Origin of the sequence: Streptococcus infantis, from assembly GCF_000960085.1 — a bacterium.
GTDB classification, from domain to species: domain Bacteria; phylum Bacillota; class Bacilli; order Lactobacillales; family Streptococcaceae; genus Streptococcus; species Streptococcus infantis_C.
On the sequence record NZ_JYGT01000008.1, the window covers coordinates 90,362 to 111,801 of the forward strand.

The following is a 21,440-nucleotide window of genomic DNA, read 5'->3' on the forward strand; positions in this document are numbered from 1 at the left end:
AACTCCTTTTATCCTAATATTCCAGATAAGACATTTAACTGTCCCAACATCAATAAAATTCCCATGAGAATAATCAGTAAACCACCAATTCTTTTCAGTAAGAGCAGGTGAGATTTAATTCTACTAAAATAAGGCATGATCAGACCTGATGCCAAGGCCAATACTAAAAATGGGAGCGCCATTCCAAGAGTATAGATAAGGGTTAATAAGGCCCCCTGAAGAGCTCCATTTCCTCCCGAGGCAGCCAGTGCTAAAACAGAGCTTAAAACTGGACCAATACATGGAGTCCAACCAAAGCTGAAGCTGATACCTAATAAAAAGGCTGATAGATATTTACTAGACTGTTTTTGATTAAACGTTACTGTTTTTTGGAACTCTAGTTTTCGTAAATGAAGGATTTCCATCTGATGTAAGCCTAGTATGATAATAATACCACCCATAACATAACGGAACCAATCAGCATAGAGTAAGTTTCCGAGAAATCCTGCTCCAAACCCTAGAATAAAGAAAATCAGAGAGATACCTGCGATAAAACAGAGTGTCCGAATTAATCCTGACCAGGCAACCTCTTTACCTAAAAAACGAAATGTTTTTGACTGTTCTTGATCATCTAATAAAACACCTGCATAGACTGGTAACAATGGGAAAATGCAGGGCGAAAAGAATGACAAGACACCAGCTAAAAACACAGAGATAAAAAATATAATACTTTCCAATTAAGAACCTTCTTTCATATAGTCATCTTTTATTTTACTATAAAAGAAAACGTTTGTAAGATATCTGCTACGTAAATTTAATTTCAACTTTAACGAATAAAAAAAGGAGCTCAGCTCCCCTTTTTTTATTAATAAGTTCCTTCTTCACCTTGACTTGTCAAGATTACAGGTCCATCCTTGGTAATAACAAACTGGTGTTCATACTGACATGATAGACCACCGTCGATAGTTTTGTGGGCCCAGCCTGTTTTCATGTCTGTATCGATTTCCCAATCACCTGTATTAATCATAGGTTCAATAGTCAAGACCATTCCTTCACGAAGGCGAAGGCCACGACCTGCGACACCGTAGTTTGGAACCATTGGCTCTTCGTGCATGGTTGGGCCAACACCGTGGCCTACAAGATCACGAACAACACCGTATCCACGACTTTCAGCATATTCCTGAATGGCAGCTCCAATATCACCAATACGGTTTCCTACAACAGCTTTTTCAATACCGATGTACATAGCTTCTTTGGTCACGTCCATTAAGTTTTTAACTTCTTCTGACGGTTTGCCAACAGCGTATGCCCAACAAGAATCAGCCAAGCCGCCCGTAAAGTTTTGAGTATATTTTTTCATCTGCTCAACGTTGTTAAAATTGAGTTTAGAAACATTGAGGTCAGACTTAGCGATTGGCCCACCAAGGACCATATCAACCTTCAGCAAATCGCCTTCCTTCAAAATATAGTGGCGTGGAAAAGCATGGGCTACTTCGTCATTGAGTGAACAGCAAGTGGCATAAGGATAATCCATTATTGCCCCATCAACACCGATTTGTAGTGGAAGGAAATTTTCTTCTTTACAACGACGACGCACATATTCTTCTACTTCCCACATATCTACACCTGGTTTGATGATATCGCGCAAGCCAATATGGATGCTTGCAAGAAAATCACCAGCCTTGTCCATAGCTTCAATTTCTCTAGCTGATTTTAATGTAATCATGTTTTCTCCTAGATTCTAATTAATTTTTACAGTTACATTTGCTTTTGATACAATTTGGTGATTGAGATAAATGTCATAATCAATAATAGCCGATCGTCTCGTATGATGAATAATTCTAGCCTGAATACGTAGAACATCATCAATCTGAACAGCCTGTAGGAAGTAAATCAACATTTGTTCAATGATGAGGTTACGCCCACTATTAACGACCAAGTCTTGCGTCATATGAGTCAAGATTTCTGAAAGAACACCATTTGCAAGGACACCATTTTTCTCAAGCATGAAAGGTTCTACTGTAATGACAACTTCATCATGATGATAAGACAACTTTTGTCCAATCTGTTCTGAAAATGTTGGTAGAGCTGAAACCTGAGAGCGACTCATTTTTTCCATAACATCCCGTCTAGTAATGACACCAAGTAAGGTTTGATTGCTCCGCACAACGGGTACCATTTCAAAGTCTTCAGCAATCATTCTCTGACTAACGTTAGCGATATTTGTTGCTAATCCAGTCATGTAGACAGTTCTAGTCATAACCTTATCAATGGTTGTTCCTGGAGATTTATCTCCTGCATCTCGCATGGTGACTACCCCAACAACGACCTGATGCTGATTGATGACAGGGAAACGACTATATCTATTCTTTCGAACCAAGTCTAAATAATCCTTTACAGTATCTGTTTCCTGTAAAAAACCATATTCATGACTAGTACGATAAATCTTTTCAACTGTTAAAATATCGGTTTTGATTTGAACATTTGACAAAGCACGGTTAATCATCGTCGCTATTGTAAATGTATCATGCTTGCTTCGTAATACTGGAATATTCTTCTTATCAGCTGCATTCAAAACATCTTTATGGACTTCAAATCCACCTGTTACCAAGACAGCATTCTCATTTTCAAGTGCCAACAATTGGATACGTGTTCGGTCACCAACAATGACTAACCCACCATCATGAAGGTATGAAAGTATATTTTTCTCAGTCATCGCCCCGATGGAAAATTTACTAAATTCTCTATTCAAACCAGCTTGTCCGGCTAAAACTTCTGAACCAGTAACTTCTGCAATTTCTGCAAATGTTAGCTTTTCGATGGCAACTTTTTTAGACTTAACACGAACAGTCCCACTTCGAGGACGTGTTTCAACTAAACCTCTATTTTCAGCCTCTTTGATAGCACGATAAGCCGTACCATCACTAACACCCAGGCGATTGGATATACTTCGAACACTGACCCGTTTTCCAACTGGTAATTCTTCCAAGTAGGCTAATATTTCTTGGTGTTTACTCATTTAGTTCCCCTTTTGTATAGCGAAATTCTAGATAATCTCGCATCTTACGAGTATAGCGATCGCTACCTTTGAAACGACGTGATAAAACAAAGCCTGATTTTTGTGCAACCTTTTGGCTGGCAGTATTTTCCAGATGCGTCACAATCAATAATTGCTTTATGTCGAATTCGGTCATGGATAAATCCCGCAATTTGCTAACAGCTTCAGTCATATATCCCTGAGACCAAAATTCTTTCCTTAAAAAATAGCCAATTTCTGCTTCTTTCCTAATTTCATCCAACTTCTCAAACTTGATTGCTCCAATCATTTTTTCTTCTTTTTTATCACAAATGGCCCAGATTCCCAATGGAGATTTCATGAAATAGTTAGCAAGGGCATATTGGCTTTCTTCAATACTTGCTTGCGTTGGAAAAATAAACTGGAGATTTTCAGGATCTGAAGCTAACTGGTGGAAGTCTTCTACGTCCGTAAAAAAGAATGGACGGAAATACAATCGTTCCGTCTCATAGAAAGAAAACATTGCTAATTTTGTCCAGATATTCATACTTATCCTCAAATTACTAATCTTCGATTAGCTCAATATCTGCTCCAAGATTACGCAATTTTTCGATAATATTTGAGTAGCCTCGAAGGATAAATTCAACATTGGTAATCTCTGTTTTGCCTTCAGCCATTAAACCAGCAATAACCAAGGCGGCTCCAGCACGTAGGTCTGTCGCCTTAACTTTTGCACCCTGTAAAGGATTTCCGCCCTTATAAAGGATGTGGTCGTTTGTAGTTGAAATATCTGCATTCATTTTGGCTAATTCAAAAACATGGTTAACACGTTTTTCATAAATTGTATCAATCAATGTTCCACGACCTTCTGCTTTTAATAGCAAAGGAGTAATTGGCTGTTGAAGATCTGTAGCAAATCCCGGATATGGTGCTGTTTTGATATTAACAGCCTTTAAATTTGTTTGCTCTTCGACAAAAATACTGTCTTCAGAAACAGTCATGTGAACTCCCATCTCTTCAAGTTTAGCAATAAAAGCTTCTAAATGCTCATAGAGTACATTATTGATACGTATCCCTTGGCCAACTGCAGCAGCCATTGAAATATATGTACCAGCTTCAATACGATCAGGAATAACTTGATGACGAGTTCCATGTAAAGACTCAACTCCATCTATGGTAATCATATCTGTACCAGCCCCACGAATGTGAGCTCCCATATTATTTAATAATGTAGCCACATCAATGATTTCAGGCTCTCGAGCAGCGTTCTCAATGACTGTACGACCTTGAGCCTTTACCGCTGCAAGCATCGTATTAATAGTTGCTCCGACACTGACAGTGTCCAGATAGATGTGTGCACCTTGCAATTTAGAACCATTTGTTGAGAGATTCATATTGTCTCCCTCATAGGATGTGTTAGCTCCCATAGCTTCAAAGGCTTTTAAGTGCAAATCAATCGGACGAGGACCTAAGTCACATCCACCAGGTAAACCAACTGTTGCTTCACCGAAACGTCCAAGCAGACTACCGTAGAAATAATAGGATGCGCGAAGACTATTAATCTTACCATATGGCATTGGTTTATTTTGAACACCACGAGGATCAATTTCTAAAATGTCATCATAGCGCTTAACACTAGCTCCCATGATTTCCATAATTTCAATTAAACTGGCTACGTCTGAGATGTCTGGTACACAGTCCAAGATAACAACATCATCTGACAAAATAATAGCCGGAATCAGAGCTACCACACTATTTTTTGCTCCGCTTATAGTTAACTCACCCTTTAATGGACGGCCACCGTTAATGACAATTTTTTTCATTAATTACTATATACTCTTTCACTATTTATTCATAAGGTCTCACCCTATATTATACCATATTTCTTTCTTATTATCTATCAGTATAAATGAAATATATTGCTAATCTCTCAAGTAATTTCTACTAGTTTTAGGTTAAATTTTATCAGTTCGTCTATCACTGCTTTTTATTTATAAAAAAAGCTTCCCGAAAACTCGGAAAGCCTTATTTAATGCTACTTTCAGCATCCTCGCCTTTTTATTTCAAGGCTCGGGATAAAAAGGTTCACTGGACCTTTTTATTTTGCGATTGGGTAAACAGAAACTTGTTTTTTATCGCGACCTTTACGTTCAAAGCGTACTACGCCTTCAACTTTAGCGAACAAAGTATCGTCTCCACCACGACCAACGTTAACACCTGGATAGATGTGTGTACCACGTTGACGGTAAAGGATTGATCCACCAGTTACAGTTTGTCCGTCAGCTGCTTTAGCTCCAAGACGTTTAGCTTGTGAATCGCGTCCGTTTGATGTAGAACCTCCACCTTTTTTGTGGGCGAAAAGTTGCAAGTTGCTAAGAGTCATTTTTAACATAATGTTTTCCTCCGTGTTAGTTTTCTGTGATAACTCTGGTTTGGACGAACTCAGAAGAGTTCTCCGATAAGTTTGCCATACCTAAGAAAAATGATTCGAAGAATAACTGCGTCATTTCTCTCTGGTGTGAAGGAAGATCAGTTGGAATTTCAACCATCAGATAACCACCTTCATCTTCGTTTAATTCTAAGATTGGTTCGTAGCCTGCAAATTTCTCAATGGAATTGATGAAGTTTATGGCAAGCGTAGAAACCGATGCACACACGACATCTAGGCCGTATTCGCCACTCTCGGCGTGTCCAGTAATCTCCGCACTCCTCAGCTCGCCATCTTCGGCTCTCTCAAAGACTGCTTGTATCATGTGTTCTCCTTAAAATTAAGCGTTGATTGCGTTGATGACAACTTTTGTATATGGTTGACGGTGACCTTGTTTACGATGGCTACCTTTTTTAGGTTTGTACTTGTAAGTAACAACTTTCTTTTGTTTTCCTTGTTTTTCAACAGTTCCAACAACAGTAGCTCCAGAAACAAGTGGAGTTCCAACAACAGTGTTTTCACCACCAACAAGAACAACTTCGTTAAAAGTAACTTCTTGACCAGCTTCAACGTTCAATTTTTCAACGTAGATAGCTTGACCAACTTCAACTTTAACTTGTTTTCCGCCAGTTTTGATAATTGCGTATGTGCTCATCATGCACCTCCTATGAATTTTATGGGTTTCCCCGTCCCGTATTTTTTGTGAAGACTCGCCTAGCATCGTGGGACGAACCACTTATACTTGAAAATCAAGCAACGATGTTCGTGCGGTTGCACAGGAATGTGCATAGTCAACTCTAAAAGTATAACATGTTTCTAATTTTTTGACAAGTATTTTCAATCAAAATGATGTGTTTTCTGGTACTTTTTTTGCAGAGAAGATAAAAGCATACTTAGATAAAAAATACTCATCATGATAGGGACGCCTAAAATCGTTTTTTCGTTGAAGATAATCGTTAAGTAAGCTGAAAATACTACTCCTAGAATGAAACTAACTAGTAGGCTCACAAAAATCAATCCTTCCATCAAAAATGCTGTATGCTTGGTCCGAACATATTCGCCAAAAGCCAACATGGTGCGTTTGATATTTCCCGTCATAAAGGCATTGTTATAGGCTATCCCTGAAACCTCTCCAAAAGCTGTTGTAACGAGACCCATACAAAAAGCCAGAGGAGGAACAATAAACATGTTATCTACACTCAATGGAATAAAGCCGATTATCAATGATAAAATGGCCAATGGTATAAGTGATATAATGGGTTTTTTAACAATGCGAAGTTTCTCCTTGTATATTGTCAGCAAAAATACGCCTAACATGAAGGATAAAAGTGTCAATATCTTTATTTCAGCATCAGCTAAATTTCTCTGAACGATTCCGACTGATAAAAATACCACATTCCCCGTTTGCCCAGCGACTAAGGTATTCCCTCTTACAATAAAGGTATAGGCATCTACATAGCCTGCACAAAAAGTCAAAAAAAGCGCCAATCTTTTTGAATGACGAGAAATTTTTCTCATAGGTAATAATCTCATGCTAAACTCCTAGTTTTACTATCACTATTATACCATTTTTCCATGAAAATTCGAAGCTTCAAAACAAAAGAATTACCTCTCTTAAGCTAGTTGACTCTTTCTATGATATAATGAAATCAATCATTACTTGTGGAAAAGGAGTAACTATGCTAAAACTTGGTATCATAGGAACTAGTTCAATCAGCCATCATTTTCTAGAGGCTGCCCATACTAGCGGGAAATTTCAACTGGGTGCAGTTTATTCAAGAAAAATAGAAACCGCAAAAAAGTTTGTTGAACAGTATCAGGGCGTTAAGCTATTTGATCAGCTAAATGATTTCTTGAATGATTCATTCGATGTGGTATACATTGCTAGTCCGAATTCCCTGCATTTTAGTCAGGCAAAGATGGCTTTATCTGCTGGAAAACATGTTATCCTTGAAAAACCAGCTGTCACTCAACCACAAGAATGGCAGGAATTAGTTCAAACGGCTAAAGATAATAAATGTTTCATCTTTGAAGCAGCAAGAAACTACCACGAAGATGCTTTTGCCACAATCAAAGACTTTCTTGCAGACAAACATGTTTTAGGAGCAGACTTTAACTATGCTAAATATTCATCTAAGATGCCTGAACTCCTTGCTGGCAATACTCCTAATGTTTTCTCAGACCGTTTTGCTGGCGGAGCTCTCATGGATTTAGGAATTTACCCACTCTATGCTGCCATTCGCTTATTTGGAAAGCCAAATCGTGCAACTTATCAAGCTCAGCAACTAGACAACAGTATTGATCTAAACGGAGACGGTATCCTCTCCTATCCTGACTATCAAGTTCATATCAAAGCAGGAAAGAATATCACTTCTAACCTTCCTTGCGAGATTTATACGACTGACGGCACCTTGACGCTCAATACAATCGAGCATATCCAATCAGCTGTTTTTATAGACCATCAAGGAAATGAACTTCAACTTCCTATCCAGCAGGCACCTCACACTATGACAGAGGAAGTCGCTGCTTTTGCACATATGATTAACCAACCAGACCAGACACTTTATCAGCAATGGCTCATCGATGCAACAGATGTTCATCAAGTGCTTTATACCATGCGACAAGATGCTGGCATTAGATTTGAGGCAGAAAAATGAAAACGAAACTACCAAACGAATGGCAAAAATTGATTGACCAACTAGGTTTCCAAGAATTCACTCCCATTCAAGAACAACTGTTTAATTCTATTTTAGAAGGAGAAACCCTCCTTGGAGTCAGTCCAACCGGAACGGGAAAAACCTTAGCTTACCTACTCCCAAGTCTTTTAAAACTCCAAAAGAAAAAAGCGCAGCAACTGTTGATTTTAGCTCCTAACACTGAACTGGCTGGCCAAATTTTCGATGTTACCAAAACTTGGGGCGAAGCTATCGGCTTAACCGCTCAGCTATTCCTTTCAGGTTCAAGCCAGAAACGTCAGATCGAACGTCTCAAAAAAGGACCAGAAATCTTGATCGGAACTCCTGGTCGAATCTTTGAACTCATCAAATTGAAAAAAATCAAAATGATGAATGTAGAGACTATCATTCTGGATGAATTTGATCAGTTGCTTGACGATTCACAGATTCATTTTGTTGAAAAGATTACCCACTACGCTCCTCGTGACCACCAACTCATCTATATGAGTGCCACTACCAAGTTTGACCAAGATAAGATTGCAGCTAACACGCGCACCATTGACCTCTCTGATCAAAAGTTAGACAATATTCAACACTTCTACATGCAAGTAGACCAACGTCACCGAGTAGATATGCTTCGGAAGCTAGCACATGTCGATGATTTCCGTGGACTTGTCTTCTTTAACAGCTTGTCAGACCTTGGAAGTGCTGAGGAAAAATTGCAGTATCGAGATATTTTAGCTATTTCGCTTGCGAGTGATGTCAACGTTAAATTTAGAAAAGTTATCTTAGAAAAATTCAAAGATAATCAACTGACACTCCTTCTTGCGACAGACCTTCTAGCTCGTGGTATCGACATTGATAGCCTGGAATGCGTGGTAAACTTTGATGTCCCTAGAGATATGGAAACTTACACTCACCGCGCTGGACGTACTGGACGTATGGGCAAAGAAGGCTATGTGATTACTCTTGTAACCCATCCAGAAGACCTCAAAAAACTGAAGAAATTTGCAAGTGTACGGGAGATCGTCTTGAAAAATCAAGAACTCTATATCAAATAAGGTTGGCTTTCGCCAACCTTTTTCTTATCCCCAAGTAATTTCTAAACGGTAGTCCGCAAATAGAACTCCTTCTTTGTTTTGCAACTGATAGCCTAGTTCAATTTTCTCTTCACCAACTTCATAGTGGCTAGTTTGAATGATAAACTCCTGCATTCCCATGGGTGTTGGAATATAGGCCAAACTATCGGAATCCTTCAGAAAACGCATGATGGTCTTGGGATTTGAGAAACGTGTCATGACGAGCTCTTCTTCCTGAAACTTGATCACAACTTTTTCTTGCTCTTCATTGTAGAAAAGGAGATAAAAAAAATCCCCCTTTTCACGTAGTTCTACATCATAAAGTTGGTCGATTACTTCCAATTGTTCATCGAACTGGATAGTATTTCTCATTCTAATCTTCACAAGAGTTCCTCTTTCTTCTCACTTATCCCTACTATTTTACCAAAAAGCCACGGAATTTGCTATAATGGTCTTATGAATGAAAAAGTATTTCGTGACCCTGTTCACAACTATATCCATGTCAACAATCAGGTCATTTACGACTTGATCAATACCAAAGAATTTCAACGGCTCCGTCGTATCAAACAGTTAGGGACATCTAGCTATACCTTCCATGGTGGAGAGCATAGTCGTTTTTCTCACTGTTTGGGTGTCTATGAAATTGCTCGTCAAATCACTGAAATATTTGAGGAAAAATACCCTGAAGAATGGGATCCCAACGAGTCTCTCTTGACCATGACTGCAGCACTTCTCCACGACCTTGGACATGGTGCCTACTCTCATACTTTTGAGAATCTCTTTGATACTGACCATGAGGCAATTACTCAGGAAATAATCCAAAACCCTGATACAGAGATTCACCAGGTTCTTTTGCAGGTTGCTCCTGACTTTCCTAAAAAGGTTGCTAGCGTTATCGACCACACTTATCCCAACAAACAGGTTGTTCAACTGATTTCAAGTCAAATCGATGCGGACCGCATGGACTATCTCCTTCGTGACTCCTACTTCACCGGTGCATTTTATGGTCAGTTTGATTTGACACGGATCCTTCGTGTCATTCGTCCTGTTGAAAATGGTATCGCCTTTCAGCGTAATGGAATGCACGCTATCGAGGATTATGTCCTCAGCCGTTACCAGATGTATATGCAGGTTTATTTCCACCCAGCTACACGAGCCATGGAGGTTCTTCTGCAAAATCTTTTGAAACGAGCCAAAGAGCTCTATCCAGAAAATAAAGAATTCTTCGCTCTGACTTCGCCTCATCTACTGCCATTTTTTGAGAAAAATGTTAGCTTGACTGACTATCTAGCGCTTGATGATGGTGTGATGAATACTTACTTCCAACTCTGGATGACAAGTACAGATAAGATTTTGGCTGACCTTTCCCAACGTTTCATCAATCGGAAGGTCTTTAAATCTATTACTTTTTCTGATGAAGACCAGAATCAACTTGAAATCATGCGAGGTTTAGTAGAGGAAATTGGTTTTGATCCCAACTATTACACAGCTATCCACAAGAATTTTGACCTTCCTTACGATATTTATCGACCAGAGTCTGAAAATCCAAGAACACAGATTGAAATCGTCCAAAAAAATGGCGAGCTGGCCGAACTTTCTAGCTTATCTCCTATCGTTCAATCTCTTGCAGGAAGTCGTCATGGTGACAACCGTTTCTACTTCCCTAAAGAAATGCTGAATCCAAACAATATTTTTGCTTCTACCATTCAACAATTTTCACATTTGATTGAGAATGATCATTTTACTCCAGATAAGAAATAACAGAGGAAATTTATGAGTATTAAACTAATCGCCGTCGATATCGATGGTACCCTAGTCAATAGCAAGAAAGAAATTACGCCAGAAGTCTTTGCAGCTATCCAAGATGCCAAACAAGCTGGAGTTAAGGTTGTGATTGCAACAGGTCGTCCTATTGCTGGTGTTGCTAAACTCCTTGACGAACTAAAATTAAGAGATGAGGGGGATTATGTTGTAACATTCAACGGTGCTCTTGTTCAGGAAACTGCTACAGGACATGAGATTATCAGTGAATCCTTGTCCTACGAAGACTATCTAGATATGGAATTTCTCAGTCGTAAATTAGGAGTCCATATGCATGCCATCACTAAGGATGGTATCTATACTGCCAATCGCAATATCGGAAAATATACCGTACACGAATCAACCCTTGTCAGCATGCCGATTTTCTACCGTACACCTGAAGAAATGGCTGACAAGGAAATCGTCAAATGTATGTTCATCGATGAACCTGAAATTCTCGATGCTGCTATTGAAAAAATCCCAGCGGAATTTTATGAACGTTACTCTATCAATAAGTCCGCACCATTCTACCTTGAACTTCTCAAAAAAGGTGTAGACAAGGGCTCAGCTATTACACATCTAGCTGAAAAACTAGGATTAACAAAAGATGAGACTATGGCTATCGGGGATGAAGAAAATGACCGTGCCATGCTCGAAGTCGTTGAAAATCCAGTTGTTATGGAAAATGGAAATCCAGAACTCAAAAAAATCGCCAAATACATCACCAAAACAAATGATGAATCAGGCGTTGCCCATGCGATTCGTACTTGGGTCTTGTAAATTTATTAGAATATAAAAAAGCACCTCAGAAGTTAGAAATAAAAAACTAACTTCTGGGGTGTTTTAAATTATGGATTACTCTTCCTCATCAAACATAAGTGCGTCTAATTCTTCTCTTTCAACCGCAATCTCTTCATAGGTGGTAATAATATTATTTAATATTTTTAAGGTGATAACACCAGTCGAATCTTTCATAGTAACCATGGTTCCAATGCCACTCAAGTCATGAATAAGGACTCTTAATTTTTTTAATTCGTCCAAATCTAGAATATCAACTTCCATGACTGTATCATGATTTCTTATTCTTGATTGAATTAGAGAAAGAGGCAAGGATGAATAGTTTCTTAACAACTTATAGGTCGCTGACTTATCCCCTATAGAATCAATATAAATGCCTAACATAGTCCTTACTCCTTTACTCACTCTTTATCAGTTTGTATGTTATACCTTCAATCTCATATCATTGCTATAAGATTTTATAAACAGCATTAGAATAATAACTCCTACTGTATATCTTTGATAAAGGCTACAACTTGACGATTCTCAATCTTCACATAATAGCCACCGCTATTATTGACAAGTTTATCCCCTTCATATTTATCAATCTTTACAGCATAAAGACCGCTTGGTAAGGGTTGATTGTTAAAAAACTCTTTCATTTGTGATTCAAGGTCTTTAAGATAAGCATCATATAACTGATCTTTCTTGTTTTCTGGAGTGTAATAACGAAATTGAAATTCTGGTATAAAAATATCTTTTTGAAAAAGATATTGAGCATCCATGGGATACATCCCTTGTAATGCTTGTCCATTTCTTTGATTTTCCTCTAATATTTCATCATAAAGATACATGTTGCCATTTTTACTGTTAAATTGAAAACTGATTCCTTCATACTTCAAATTGGTCATTTTAGGATCTGTTATTGAAGTCTCCAATTTTTTTAAAAACTCACTGGTGCCTGGACTTATTTCAATCCCTAAATAAGCTAATTCTGGAAAAGTTTGATAGATTTTTTTGTTTTGTTTATAATCTACTTCCGCATCTGTTTTTTTATAATTTTTAAGTTCTGAAGGACGAGTATAATATTTAAAAAGAGTCTTAGCCTGATAGGTTTTACCAGCTATATTTTCACTATACGTACCATGGATTACAAATCCTCCAACGCTTGTATAGTTTTTTTCATATTCTTCTAACTCAAACTGCCCTGTAAGGCCGTAGTTCTCATAAGAACGATGTACAGCTTGCTCAAGTTCATTCCGACTAGCATGGGCAAATAGACCCCACATATCCATCATTGCAATAATAGGACTAAGTATTATGAATATTGCGAATAGTATAACTATGGATAAGCAGCCAATTAATAAGCCTTTTTTCATCTCTTTCTCCTAAACATTCTACGTCCATTATACCACACCATAGATATCTTATGAATGGGGCAATATTTAATCAAAGAAAAAACACTGGTTATCCAGTGTTTTTGTAGCTAGTTTCGCTCCCTGCAAGCATCGAACTAAGGCTTAGAAACCCTATTCTAATAGTATTTAGGATAAACTTGGTCAATATTTGGTCAAATTTTTGGCTAAATTATTTTTGGATTAACCTTAATATTTTTGTAAGTAATGAAATTTGACAAGACATTTTATCGTTTTTCATGACTTACTATTTTTTAAATATCGATAAATCTATTTGAACTGATTTGTACTTCGATTCCATGAGTATAGAGAAGCCATAAATTGTACCACTAGCACGATCTAATCTGATTCGACAATTCGTATCTTCTGGCATATCATACTTGTTTTTTAAATATATATTGAGTTCAGACTGACTCTCTGGTTGGTAGATGATATCGCGAAGATCTGTTTCCGCACTCTTAAAAGTTTCTTTCACATCTAAAGAAGCGAAATAATCTCTTTTAACAACTAAATTGAGAATTTCGTCATCAAATAAAGGAGTCAGCTCCGAGCCATAATTTAGTTTACCATTAGAGTAAGTAACAGGAACTGTTTCTTTACTGTCACCACGTGTTATTGTATAGTCACCCTTAATGTCAGATTGAGTGATATCTAAGTCTACTAAATATCTTTTGACTTCAGCTCCATTTTCTATATAGACACGACTTCTATAAGCTTCTAACCCAGTAAAGTCCTTCTTATCTTGCTCCAAAAATTTAAACATAGGCTCAAAGGTTTTTTCAAATTCGTACTGCTCCTTTTTCCTATTTTTGGGGATTGTTTCACCATCCAAACTACATCCATTTAATGCAAAAAGTGTCATAAGCATTACACTAATAAGCCAAAATAAGTGTTTATGATTTTTCATATTTCTATCCCTAACTAGAATTTATATTGCTTTACCTTTCAACCCAACGATTGCTCTTTTCGATTTCGTTCATAAACTATCATCTCTTTTGTTTAAATATTGTTAAATCCAACTGAACTGTCTTATCTTTCGAATTCATCTGAATTGTAATACCATAAATTGTATAACTAGAATAGCTAACTATTATTCGACAGGTTGTATCATCTGGCATATCGTACTTATTTTTAAGACATTTATAGAGGTCAGATTGATTTTCTGACTCGTAGATAATATCACTCAATTCAGTTTCAGCGCTCTTAAAGGTTTCTTTTATATCCAAAGAAGCAAAATAATCTCTTTGTACTACTAAATTAAAAATTTCTTCATCAAATAAAGGATTTATCTCTGACTCATAATTTAGTTTACCATTAGAGTATGTAGCTGGAACTGTTTCTTTACTGTCACCACGTGTTATTGTATAATCACCCTTAATGCCTGATTCAGTAATATCTAAATCAATATTATAATCCTTTACTGGATATCCATCTTTTATATAAATATCACAAATATAAGCCTTTAGTCCCGTAAAGTCCTTCTTATCTTGCTCTAAAAATTTAAATACGGGCTCAAACGTTTTTTCGAATTCGTACTGTTTTTTTGTTCTATTTTTGGGGATTGTTTCACCACCCAAACTACATCCATTCAGTGCAAAAAGTGTCAAAAACATTAGCATTACACTGACAACCCAAAATAAGTATTTATGTTTTTTCATATTTCTATCCCTAAGTAGCATTTATATTGTATTATCAATAGCATTACTATTCAACCAATGATTACTTTTTTCAAGCTGATTCATTAGCCTAGCCTTTCATTACTGAAATATATTTATCAATTTGAATGGTTTTACTATCATTTTCTAATACAATTGCAATATTATAAGCATTCCCACCCGAATGTGTAATAGATACTAAACACTTTACATTGTTTGATAAATTATATTTTTGGACTAGTCTTTTAAACAGTTCTGATTTATCATCATATTCATAAACAATGGTACTTAATGCTGTTTCTGAACTTCTAAAAAATTTTTTTACTTCTAATGATTCAAAATACTCTCGTTTAATACACAAGTTAAAGAGCTCATCATCAAACTCAGTGTCAACACTAGCTGAATAAAGCAACTGTGAATTTTCATATTTGACAGGAACCTCCTGTTTGTTTTCGTCCTTACGAATAGTATAAATTCCATCCACAGGATTATTTTGGGATTTTAAAAATATTTCATAACTTTCTTTTTGTGTCTTTCTATCACCAATACTGACTGAGACCGAATAACTTTTAATTCCTGTTAGGTCTATATTATCTTGCTCCAAAAATTTAAACATAGGCTCAAAGGTTTTTTCAAATTCGTACTGCTCCTTTGTCCTGTTTTTTGGAATGGTTTCACCACCCAAACTACATCCATTTAGTGCAAAAAGTGTCAAAAACATTAGCATTACACTAACAGCCCAAAATAAGTATTTATGATTTTTCATATTTTGTATCCCTAACTAGAATTTATATTGCTTTACCTTTCAATCCGCCGATTACTCTTTTAGATTCCATTCATCGAGTCTCCTCCCTAGTTTTCAAATATTCTTAAATCTATTTGAATTGACTTAGTCATTGATTTCATTTGTATAGAAGTTCGATAAATACCTCCACTGGAGTGTTTAATTCTTACTCTACAGTTAGTATCTTCTGGTAGATCATACTTATTTTTTAGGTATTTATAAAGTTTAGAGTGATTTTCTGGTTGGTAGATGATTTCACGAAGCTCTGTTTCTGCACTCTTAAAAGTCTTTTCCACATCCAAGGAAGCGAAATAATCTCTTGAAACTGCTAAGTTAAGAATCCCTTCATCAAATAATGGGTCTGTATCTGATTCGTAATGCAACGTCCCACTAGAGTATGTAACAGGTACTGATTCTTTGTTTTCCCCAGCTATTATTTTGTACTTACCTTTAATGTCAGCTTTAGTAGTGTCTAGGTCAACTTCATAATTCTTTACGTCATCTTCAATTTTTATATAAACACTACTTTGATATGCTTCTATCCCAGTAAATTCTTTCTTTTCTTGCTCTAAAAATTTAAACATGGGTTCAAACGTTTTTTCGAATTCGTACTGTTCCTTTGTTCTGTTTTTTGGAATGGTTTCACCACCTAAGCTACATCCATTTAGAGCAAAAAGTGTCGAAAGCATTAGCGTTACACTAACAACCCAAAATAAGTATTTATGTTTTTGCATCTCTTTCTCCTAGACTTTCTATGTCCATTATACCACACCATGGATATCTTATGAATGGTTCAAAATTTGGTCAAAGAAAAAACACTGGTTATCCAGTGTTTTTGTGGCTAGTTTCGCTCCCTGCAGGAATCGAACCTGCAACTACTCCTTAGGAGGGAGTTGTTATATCCATTGAACTAAGGGAGCTAGAGAAAAACCCTGCCTTGCAGCAGAGTTTTGTTCATCGAATTAACGACGGATTTCTTTGATACGAGCTGCCTTACCTTGAAGAGCACGCAAGTAGTACAATTTCGCACGACGTACTTTACCGTAACGAACAACTTCGATCTTTTCAACACGTGGAGTGTGGATTGGGAAGATACGTTCAACACCTACACCGTTAGAGATTTTACGAACTGTGTAGTTTTCTGAGATGCCAGCACCTTTACGTGCAATAACAACACCTTCAAAGATCTGAACACGTTCACGGTTTCCTTCGACAACTTTCGCGTGTACACGAACAGTGTCACCAGGACGGAATGAAGGGATATCTGTACGAAGTTGACCTTCAGTCAAGCTTTGGATTAATGGATTCATTTTATTCTCCTATCTTTGTCAATCTTGAGGAAACTTCCTCAGCGGATAAACTGTATTTTTGTGCGTCCATTACACACAAGATACAGTTTATCAAATTTCCTAGAAAAAGTAAAGAAATTTAAAGCAAAATTCCCAAAAAAATTGCAAGAAAACCAAGCAAGTAGGTTAATAATAAATAACTATAAAATACCTTCTTGTCATTGATCAGTCTTTGGAGTTCATCATTCAAAGTTGAGAAAGTAGTCAAACCACCACAAAAACCCGTTGCAAGTATAGAATAGACTTCTTTTGACTCCACGTGGTTATAGCATAATCCAATCAAAAAACAACCTAGAAGATTAGCTATGAGTGTTCCTAGTGGTAGCACTGACCCTTGATTATAACGGGAAAAGAAATAACGAACAAGAGCACCCAGTCCACAAGCAAGCGCTAGATAGATTACTACCATTTCTTCCTCCCTAGACAATAAGCTAATAAAAGTCCGCCACCGACGCTCAAAATCAAATACGTCACCAAACTATGGTACCGCCCTATGTCCAGCAATTTCACAGCATCTAATAGGAGACTAGAAAATGTCGTTAAGCCGCCACAGAATCCTGTTCCAAGCGCTAGAATAGTGCCTTTACTACTTCCCTTATAAACCAGATAACCTTTTACAAGGTAGACAAGGCAAAAAATTCCTAAATAGTTGACTACTAGTGTTCCCCAAGGGAAGTCTGGACTAGATGGCAACCATCTCGAAATCTGAAAACGCACAATTCCTCCCAGCATACCAGCTAGAAAGATTCCTAGAGGGTAAAATTTTTCTTTTTTCATTTGATCGTTTTATCCTGATAATCACGTGAACGTTTGAGAATATCTGAAAAAGTCTCAACAATTGTATCTTCGTATTTTTTATTGCCTACACGATTTCTAACTTTTTCAAAGATAGCTTCTTCTCTTTTAGTATCCAAAATTGGTTTTCCTGTAGACTTTTTATAAGCAACTACACCCTCAACTAGATGCATTCTTTCTTCTAAGAGTCTTACGATTTGGTCATCAATTTGATCAATTTCTTGTCTAATAATATCTAAATCCATTGAGTCTCCTTCTTTATTTGAATCATTGTTAAAAAGCCACTAAATAGTCAAGTTATTCATAGGTATATCTAACAAAAAACTGCACTGACATCTATCATCAGTGCAACTACATGCTTATCCCACTTTAGCAGCTAATTCTTCTGCAAATTGCTCCAAGCGTTCAATATCTTCTTCTTCGGCAGATAGGTCTACTTTGACGCACTCTGAACCCTTTTCAGCTCCTGTCGCTACAAATACTCGGTCAAAGTCATCAACAGCTTTACAGAATTCATCATAGAAAGTATCACCTGAACCAACTACACCATAGATTTTACCACTTAAGTTAAGATCTGCTAAATCTTCGTAGAAGTCCATCATCTCATCTGGTAATTCTCCATCACCATATGTATAAGTTGCGACAATAGCGATGTCTGCTTCTAAAAAGTCAGAAGCGTCAACTGTTGTACACTCATCAACATCCACTTCTAAACCACATTCTCTTAATTTATCTGCTACAATATCTGCGATTTCTTCAGTATTACCGGTCATACTGGCAAATACAATTTTTGCTAATGCCATAAGGTCCTCCTCAATTAATCTTTCTCCATTATATCACATCTTTTTCATTTTAAAAATAAAAACTCTTGTGCTACAATGAAATGAGAAAGAATTGAGGTTATTTATGGAAATTTGCCATCAAATTTTAGAAAAAATCAAAGCATACGATACTATTATCATTCACCGTCATATGAAACCAGATCCAGACGCCTTGGGGAGTCAGGTAGGATTAAAAGCCTTGCTTGAGCATCATTTTCCTGAAAAAACGATCAAAGCCGTAGGTTTCAATGAACCAACTCTAACTTGGTTAGCTGAAATGGATCAAGTAGAGGACACAAACTATCAAGGAGCTCTTGCCATTATCTGTGATACTGCAAACACAGCCCGTATCGATGATAAACGATATACTCAAGCTGATACCATTATTAAGATTGACCACCATCCAAATGACGAAGTTTATGGTGATCTTGTTTGGGTAGATACTAATTCAAGCAGTGCGAGTGAAATGATTGCGCTCTTTGCTGAAGCAACTAATCTAGTACTATCAGATTACGCTGCTAAAATGCTCTGTGCTGGAATTATTGGCGACACAGGCCGTTTCCTTTTTCCGTCTACTTCTGCACGAACACTTCGAGTAGCAAGTCAACTCAGAGAACACAACTTTGACTACGCCGAATTGACACGTAAAATGGATACTATGAGCTTTAAAATTGCCAAACTCCAAGGTTATGTCTATGATCACTTAGAGGTTGATGAAAATGGTGCTGCTCGTGTCATTCTGACTCAAGAAATCTTGAAGAAATACGATGTTACTGATGCTGAAACAGCAGCCATCGTTGGCGCACCAGGACGTATCGATACTGTTAGCCTTTGGGGAATCTTTGTGGAACAAGCAGACGGTCACTATCGTGTACGTCTACGTAGTAAATTTGTCCCTATCAATGGTGTCGCAAAAGAACATGATGGCGGTGGCCATCCTCTTGCTAGTGGAGCAAATTCGTATAGTTTAGAAGAGAATGAGCTCATCTACCAAAAATTGAAAAACTTACTGAAAAATAGATAAAAAGTCTTGCCAAACTTCTGATAATCTGATAGACTAGTATGGTAACAATCTATGGCTCGCAAAGAGACCATGGCAGAAAGGAAATATTGCAAAATGAAAAAAGATATCCATCCAGAATATCGCCCAGTTGTATTCATGGACACAACTACTGGTTACCAATTCCTTAGCGGTTCAACAAAACGCTCTAACGAAACAGTTGAGTTCGAAGGCGAAACTTACCCATTGATCCGTGTGGAAATTTCATCAGACTCACACCCATTCTATACTGGACGTCAAAAGTTCACTCAAGCAGATGGACGCGTGGATCGTTTCAACAAAAAATACGGTCTCAAATAATCAACCACATCACATGCATGAGGTTAAAAAAACAACTTCGATTCGAAGTTGTTTTTTTGTTACCTTCATGAGAGTCATCAATGATGATTTGAAATGTAGCCCGACTAGAAGTACTAGTTTATCTTCTCCTGCTACTTTCATGCCCCCTATACACAAAAAAAGCCTGTCAAACAAGCTTAAACGCTTAATACGACAGGCTTTTTATAGAATCATTATTTAACTGCTTCTTTAAGAGCTTTACCAGCTTTGAATGCTGGAACTTTAGAAGCTTTGATTTTGATTTCTTTACCAGTTTGTGGGTTGCGACCTTTACGAGCTGCACGTTTACGAACTTCGAAGTTACCAAAACCGATCAATTGAACTTTTTCACCAGCTGAAAGGAATTCAGTTACTGCTGCAAATACAGCGTCAACTGCTGCTGCTGAATCTTTCTTAGTCAATTCTGTAGCTTCTGCTACTTTAGCGATCAAATCTTGTTTGTTTGCCATGTTAATGAATCCTCCAAAATTATTTCTAATTAACACTTATAATCATAACCTAAAATTCCTTTTAGGTCAAGTCAAAAACACCTTTTCTTTAATTTTTCTCAATTTTTTTAGGAATTATAATAAATTAAGATAGCCCAGGCGTTTTCTCCGGTATGAGTTTGGATAATAGAACCAGTTTCTAGGACTGAAATTGGCTTTTCAACGTATGGTTGAAGCACCGCTTTCATCTCATTTGCCCATTCGTTAGTACCAGCATATGAAATTCCAATCTCGGCAACTGAACGATGTGACAAAGTCTCTACTAGTTCATCCAACCATTTTTTAAAAGTTTTTGCACCACGTCCCTTCACAATTGGTTGAAGTTCATTATCTTTCATTTGCATCACTACACGAATATTAAGCAGTGAGCTCAACAAACCTGTTACACGACCAATACGTCCACCTTTAACAAGGTTTTCTAAAGTAGAAACACCGATATAAAGTTCTGTGTGATTTTTAACGTCTTCGACATGTGCTAAGATAGTTTCTAGATCTTTTCCTTCTTTAGCTAATCTAGCAGCTTCTACAACTTGAAACTTCAACGCTTGGTCTGTAAAAGAGCTATCTAAAACAGTGACATCAGCCGATGAAAGACTTGCTCCTTGACGAGCTGCTTCTACCGTACCTGATAGAGCATAAGACATGTGAATCGCAAGAACCTGACTACCATCTTTGCCTAAGTCATCAAATATTTCTGCAAAGAGTCCTACAGGTGGTTGACTAGTCTTAGGAAGATTTTTACTTGCTTGCATCAAGCGAAGAAACTCACCTTCTTCAAGATCTGCATCTGAATAGAGGACACTATCAATCATTACAGATAGAGGCACAACTGTAATATCTAGTTCTTTGACCACTTCTGGTTCAATGGTAACAGACGAATCCGTTACAATTTTTACTTTTGTCATAATTCAAATCTTTCTATTTTCAAATTTTGTGATTATTCTACTTAACTATAACAATTATATCAAAAAATAACCAAA

29 protein-coding genes, 1 tRNA gene and 1 other annotated feature are annotated in these 21,440 nt (G+C 37.1%); of the genes, 6 read left to right on the forward strand and 24 right to left on the reverse strand.

Going from position 1 to position 21,440, the window contains the following annotated elements; translation table 11 throughout:
• Window positions 1-8: 8 nt before the first annotated feature.
• From ccdA2 to TZ94_RS05460, 9 genes are all read right to left on the reverse strand, one after another.
• Window positions 9-716, reverse strand: coding sequence for a thiol-disulfide oxidoreductase-associated membrane protein CcdA2 (gene ccdA2, locus TZ94_RS05420; protein WP_045614998.1), 708 nt, complete (start codon window positions 714-716; stop codon window positions 9-11).
• Window positions 717-844: 128 nt separating this feature from the next.
• On the reverse strand, window positions 845-1,705 hold the full coding sequence (locus TZ94_RS05425; RefSeq protein WP_045615000.1) for a methionyl aminopeptidase: 861 nt from the start codon (window positions 1,703-1,705) through the stop codon (window positions 845-847).
• 15 nt (window positions 1,706-1,720) lie between these two features.
• Window positions 1,721-2,998: a CBS-HotDog domain-containing transcription factor SpxR gene (gene spxR, locus TZ94_RS05430; RefSeq protein ID WP_045615002.1), complete on the reverse strand. Its 1,278-nt coding sequence runs from the start codon at window positions 2,996-2,998 to the stop codon at window positions 1,721-1,723.
• Entirely contained in the window at window positions 2,991-3,542 is a 552-nt protein-coding gene (locus tag TZ94_RS05435; RefSeq protein WP_045615003.1) for a GNAT family N-acetyltransferase, read from the reverse strand. The genes spxR and TZ94_RS05435 overlap by 8 nt, the downstream gene beginning before the upstream one ends.
• A 16-nt stretch (window positions 3,543-3,558) precedes the next feature.
• Window positions 3,559-4,818: a UDP-N-acetylglucosamine 1-carboxyvinyltransferase gene (locus TZ94_RS05440; RefSeq protein WP_045615005.1), complete on the reverse strand. Its 1,260-nt coding sequence runs from the start codon at window positions 4,816-4,818 to the stop codon at window positions 3,559-3,561.
• 275 nt (window positions 4,819-5,093) lie between these two features.
• A complete protein-coding gene (gene rpmA, locus TZ94_RS05445) occupies window positions 5,094-5,387 on the reverse strand; it encodes a 50S ribosomal protein L27 (protein WP_006149998.1) in 294 nt (97 codons plus the stop codon).
• Window positions 5,388-5,403: 16 nt separating this feature from the next.
• On the reverse strand, window positions 5,404-5,748 hold the full coding sequence (locus tag TZ94_RS05450; protein WP_006149980.1) for a ribosomal-processing cysteine protease Prp: 345 nt from the start codon (window positions 5,746-5,748) through the stop codon (window positions 5,404-5,406).
• Between the two features lie 15 nt (window positions 5,749-5,763).
• Window positions 5,764-6,078 (reverse strand): 50S ribosomal protein L21, encoded by a 315-nt coding sequence (gene rplU, locus TZ94_RS05455; RefSeq protein WP_003002830.1) that lies wholly within the window; start codon window positions 6,076-6,078, stop codon window positions 5,764-5,766.
• A gap of 41 nt (window positions 6,079-6,119) precedes the next feature.
• Window positions 6,120-6,206: a sequence feature (ribosomal protein L21 leader region), on the reverse strand.
• A gap of 54 nt (window positions 6,207-6,260) precedes the next feature.
• Window positions 6,261-6,956, reverse strand: a complete 696-nt coding sequence (locus TZ94_RS05460) for a YoaK family protein (protein ID WP_045615010.1) — start codon at window positions 6,954-6,956, stop codon at window positions 6,261-6,263.
• Between the two features lie 146 nt (window positions 6,957-7,102).
• Here TZ94_RS05460 and TZ94_RS05465 point away from each other — a divergent pair, with 146 nt between their 5' ends.
• Window positions 7,103-8,080, forward strand: coding sequence for a Gfo/Idh/MocA family protein (locus TZ94_RS05465; RefSeq protein ID WP_045615012.1), 978 nt, complete (start codon window positions 7,103-7,105; stop codon window positions 8,078-8,080).
• The gene (locus TZ94_RS05470) at window positions 8,077-9,159 is read left to right on the forward strand and encodes a DEAD/DEAH box helicase (RefSeq protein WP_045615014.1); all 1,083 of its coding nucleotides are present in this window, start codon (window positions 8,077-8,079) and stop codon (window positions 9,157-9,159) included. Before TZ94_RS05465 ends, TZ94_RS05470 begins: the two co-directional genes overlap by 4 nt.
• Window positions 9,160-9,183: 24 nt before the next feature.
• Here the strand turns inward: TZ94_RS05470 and TZ94_RS05475 are convergent, their stop codons facing one another.
• The gene (locus TZ94_RS05475; protein WP_142321351.1) at window positions 9,184-9,561 is read right to left on the reverse strand and encodes a DUF1934 domain-containing protein; all 378 of its coding nucleotides are present in this window, start codon (window positions 9,559-9,561) and stop codon (window positions 9,184-9,186) included.
• A gap of 72 nt (window positions 9,562-9,633) precedes the next feature.
• Here TZ94_RS05475 and TZ94_RS05480 point away from each other — a divergent pair, with 72 nt between their 5' ends.
• Window positions 9,634-10,938 carry an HD domain-containing protein gene (locus TZ94_RS05480; protein WP_045615016.1) on the forward strand — a complete coding sequence of 435 codons (1,305 nt, stop codon included), beginning with the start codon at window positions 9,634-9,636 and terminating at the stop codon, window positions 10,936-10,938.
• Window positions 10,939-10,950: 12 nt separating this feature from the next.
• Entirely contained in the window at window positions 10,951-11,757 is an 807-nt protein-coding gene (gene yidA / locus TZ94_RS05485; protein ID WP_045615018.1) for a sugar-phosphatase, read from the forward strand.
• A 75-nt stretch (window positions 11,758-11,832) separates the two neighbouring features.
• Here yidA and TZ94_RS05490 read toward each other — a convergent pair whose 3' ends face one another.
• The 12 genes from TZ94_RS05490 to TZ94_RS05545 form a co-directional block, all read right to left on the reverse strand.
• Complete coding sequence (locus TZ94_RS05490) at window positions 11,833-12,159, reverse strand: hypothetical protein (RefSeq protein WP_045615019.1); 327 nt, start codon at window positions 12,157-12,159, stop codon at window positions 11,833-11,835.
• Window positions 12,160-12,260: 101 nt separating this feature from the next.
• A complete protein-coding gene (locus TZ94_RS05495) occupies window positions 12,261-13,133 on the reverse strand; it encodes a hypothetical protein (protein ID WP_045615021.1) in 873 nt (290 codons plus the stop codon).
• Between the two features lie 283 nt (window positions 13,134-13,416).
• Window positions 13,417-14,076 carry a hypothetical protein gene (locus tag TZ94_RS05500; RefSeq protein WP_045615022.1) on the reverse strand — a complete coding sequence of 220 codons (660 nt, stop codon included), beginning with the start codon at window positions 14,074-14,076 and terminating at the stop codon, window positions 13,417-13,419.
• Window positions 14,077-14,155: 79 nt separating this feature from the next.
• Window positions 14,156-14,827, reverse strand: coding sequence for a hypothetical protein (locus TZ94_RS05505; RefSeq protein WP_045615025.1), 672 nt, complete (start codon window positions 14,825-14,827; stop codon window positions 14,156-14,158).
• A gap of 88 nt (window positions 14,828-14,915) precedes the next feature.
• On the reverse strand, window positions 14,916-15,590 hold the full coding sequence (locus tag TZ94_RS05510) for a hypothetical protein (RefSeq protein ID WP_045615027.1): 675 nt from the start codon (window positions 15,588-15,590) through the stop codon (window positions 14,916-14,918).
• 86 nt (window positions 15,591-15,676) lie between these two features.
• Window positions 15,677-16,342, reverse strand: coding sequence for a lipoprotein (locus TZ94_RS05515; RefSeq protein WP_045615028.1), 666 nt, complete (start codon window positions 16,340-16,342; stop codon window positions 15,677-15,679).
• A gap of 114 nt (window positions 16,343-16,456) precedes the next feature.
• Window positions 16,457-16,528 (reverse strand) — tRNA-Arg (locus TZ94_RS05520).
• Window positions 16,529-16,570: 42 nt separating this feature from the next.
• A complete protein-coding gene (rplS, locus tag TZ94_RS05525; RefSeq protein WP_001068670.1) occupies window positions 16,571-16,918 on the reverse strand; it encodes a 50S ribosomal protein L19 in 348 nt (115 codons plus the stop codon).
• A gap of 118 nt (window positions 16,919-17,036) precedes the next feature.
• Window positions 17,037-17,366 (reverse strand): fluoride efflux transporter CrcB, encoded by a 330-nt coding sequence (crcB, locus tag TZ94_RS05530; RefSeq protein WP_045615030.1) that lies wholly within the window; start codon window positions 17,364-17,366, stop codon window positions 17,037-17,039.
• Complete coding sequence (crcB, locus tag TZ94_RS05535) at window positions 17,360-17,734, reverse strand: fluoride efflux transporter CrcB (protein WP_045615031.1); 375 nt, start codon at window positions 17,732-17,734, stop codon at window positions 17,360-17,362. Before crcB (TZ94_RS05535) ends, crcB (TZ94_RS05530) begins: the two co-directional genes overlap by 7 nt.
• Window positions 17,731-17,997 (reverse strand): chorismate mutase, encoded by a 267-nt coding sequence (locus TZ94_RS05540; protein ID WP_045615033.1) that lies wholly within the window; start codon window positions 17,995-17,997, stop codon window positions 17,731-17,733. The genes crcB (TZ94_RS05535) and TZ94_RS05540 overlap by 4 nt, the downstream gene beginning before the upstream one ends.
• 114 nt (window positions 17,998-18,111) lie before the next feature.
• Window positions 18,112-18,555 carry a flavodoxin gene (locus tag TZ94_RS05545; protein WP_036757301.1) on the reverse strand — a complete coding sequence of 148 codons (444 nt, stop codon included), beginning with the start codon at window positions 18,553-18,555 and terminating at the stop codon, window positions 18,112-18,114.
• Window positions 18,556-18,658: 103 nt separating this feature from the next.
• Between TZ94_RS05545 and TZ94_RS05550 the strand changes: the two genes are divergently transcribed.
• Window positions 18,659-19,597 carry a DHH family phosphoesterase gene (locus TZ94_RS05550; RefSeq protein WP_045615038.1) on the forward strand — a complete coding sequence of 313 codons (939 nt, stop codon included), beginning with the start codon at window positions 18,659-18,661 and terminating at the stop codon, window positions 19,595-19,597.
• 93 nt (window positions 19,598-19,690) lie between these two features.
• Window positions 19,691-19,933, forward strand: a complete 243-nt coding sequence (locus TZ94_RS05555) for a type B 50S ribosomal protein L31 (protein WP_000710764.1) — start codon at window positions 19,691-19,693, stop codon at window positions 19,931-19,933.
• 212 nt (window positions 19,934-20,145) lie between these two features.
• Here the strand turns inward: TZ94_RS05555 and TZ94_RS05560 are convergent, their stop codons facing one another.
• Window positions 20,146-20,421: an HU family DNA-binding protein gene (locus TZ94_RS05560; RefSeq protein ID WP_004253345.1), complete on the reverse strand. Its 276-nt coding sequence runs from the start codon at window positions 20,419-20,421 to the stop codon at window positions 20,146-20,148.
• 107 nt (window positions 20,422-20,528) lie between these two features.
• Complete coding sequence (locus TZ94_RS05565; RefSeq protein ID WP_045615040.1) at window positions 20,529-21,365, reverse strand: DegV family protein; 837 nt, start codon at window positions 21,363-21,365, stop codon at window positions 20,529-20,531.
• Window positions 21,366-21,440 lie beyond the last annotated feature (75 nt).

Bases quoted from the DNA above. Each gene is read 5' to 3' on its own strand.
- TZ94_RS05540 (WP_045615033.1), bottom strand. From the start codon at position 17,997: ATGGATTTAGATATTATTAGACAAGAAATTGATCAAATTGATGACCAA.
- rpmA (WP_006149998.1), bottom strand. From the start codon at position 5,387: ATGTTAAAAATGACTCTTAGCAACTTGCAACTTTTCGCCCACAAAAAA.
- TZ94_RS05495 (WP_045615021.1), bottom strand. From the start codon at position 13,133: ATGAAAAAAGGCTTATTAATTGGCTGCTTATCCATAGTTATACTATTC.
- TZ94_RS05510 (WP_045615027.1), bottom strand. From the start codon at position 15,590: ATGAAAAATCATAAATACTTATTTTGGGCTGTTAGTGTAATGCTAATG.
- TZ94_RS05555 (WP_000710764.1), top strand. From the start codon at position 19,691: ATGAAAAAAGATATCCATCCAGAATATCGCCCAGTTGTATTCATGGAC.
- TZ94_RS05560 (WP_004253345.1), bottom strand. From the start codon at position 20,421: ATGGCAAACAAACAAGATTTGATCGCTAAAGTAGCAGAAGCTACAGAA.
- TZ94_RS05550 (WP_045615038.1), top strand. From the start codon at position 18,659: ATGGAAATTTGCCATCAAATTTTAGAAAAAATCAAAGCATACGATACT.
- TZ94_RS05505 (WP_045615025.1), bottom strand. From the start codon at position 14,827: ATGAAAAAACATAAATACTTATTTTGGGTTGTCAGTGTAATGCTAATG.
- TZ94_RS05500 (WP_045615022.1), bottom strand. From the start codon at position 14,076: ATGAAAAATCATAAACACTTATTTTGGCTTATTAGTGTAATGCTTATG.
- TZ94_RS05460 (WP_045615010.1), bottom strand. From the start codon at position 6,956: ATGAGATTATTACCTATGAGAAAAATTTCTCGTCATTCAAAAAGATTG.
- TZ94_RS05545 (WP_036757301.1), bottom strand. From the start codon at position 18,555: ATGGCATTAGCAAAAATTGTATTTGCCAGTATGACCGGTAATACTGAA.
- TZ94_RS05480 (WP_045615016.1), top strand. From the start codon at position 9,634: ATGAATGAAAAAGTATTTCGTGACCCTGTTCACAACTATATCCATGTC.
- TZ94_RS05565 (WP_045615040.1), bottom strand. From the start codon at position 21,365: ATGACAAAAGTAAAAATTGTAACGGATTCGTCTGTTACCATTGAACCA.
- crcB (WP_045615031.1), bottom strand. From the start codon at position 17,734: ATGAAAAAAGAAAAATTTTACCCTCTAGGAATCTTTCTAGCTGGTATG.
- TZ94_RS05435 (WP_045615003.1), bottom strand. From the start codon at position 3,542: ATGAATATCTGGACAAAATTAGCAATGTTTTCTTTCTATGAGACGGAA.
- TZ94_RS05470 (WP_045615014.1), top strand. From the start codon at position 8,077: ATGAAAACGAAACTACCAAACGAATGGCAAAAATTGATTGACCAACTA.
- spxR (WP_045615002.1), bottom strand. From the start codon at position 2,998: ATGAGTAAACACCAAGAAATATTAGCCTACTTGGAAGAATTACCAGTT.
- TZ94_RS05425 (WP_045615000.1), bottom strand. From the start codon at position 1,705: ATGATTACATTAAAATCAGCTAGAGAAATTGAAGCTATGGACAAGGCT.
- TZ94_RS05450 (WP_006149980.1), bottom strand. From the start codon at position 5,748: ATGATACAAGCAGTCTTTGAGAGAGCCGAAGATGGCGAGCTGAGGAGT.
- TZ94_RS05440 (WP_045615005.1), bottom strand. From the start codon at position 4,818: ATGAAAAAAATTGTCATTAACGGTGGCCGTCCATTAAAGGGTGAGTTA.
- crcB (WP_045615030.1), bottom strand. From the start codon at position 17,366: ATGGTAGTAATCTATCTAGCGCTTGCTTGTGGACTGGGTGCTCTTGTT.
- TZ94_RS05515 (WP_045615028.1), bottom strand. From the start codon at position 16,342: ATGCAAAAACATAAATACTTATTTTGGGTTGTTAGTGTAACGCTAATG.
- TZ94_RS05490 (WP_045615019.1), bottom strand. From the start codon at position 12,159: ATGTTAGGCATTTATATTGATTCTATAGGGGATAAGTCAGCGACCTAT.
- TZ94_RS05465 (WP_045615012.1), top strand. From the start codon at position 7,103: ATGCTAAAACTTGGTATCATAGGAACTAGTTCAATCAGCCATCATTTT.
- rplU (WP_003002830.1), bottom strand. From the start codon at position 6,078: ATGAGCACATACGCAATTATCAAAACTGGCGGAAAACAAGTTAAAGTT.
- rplS (WP_001068670.1), bottom strand. From the start codon at position 16,918: ATGAATCCATTAATCCAAAGCTTGACTGAAGGTCAACTTCGTACAGAT.
- yidA (WP_045615018.1), top strand. From the start codon at position 10,951: ATGAGTATTAAACTAATCGCCGTCGATATCGATGGTACCCTAGTCAAT.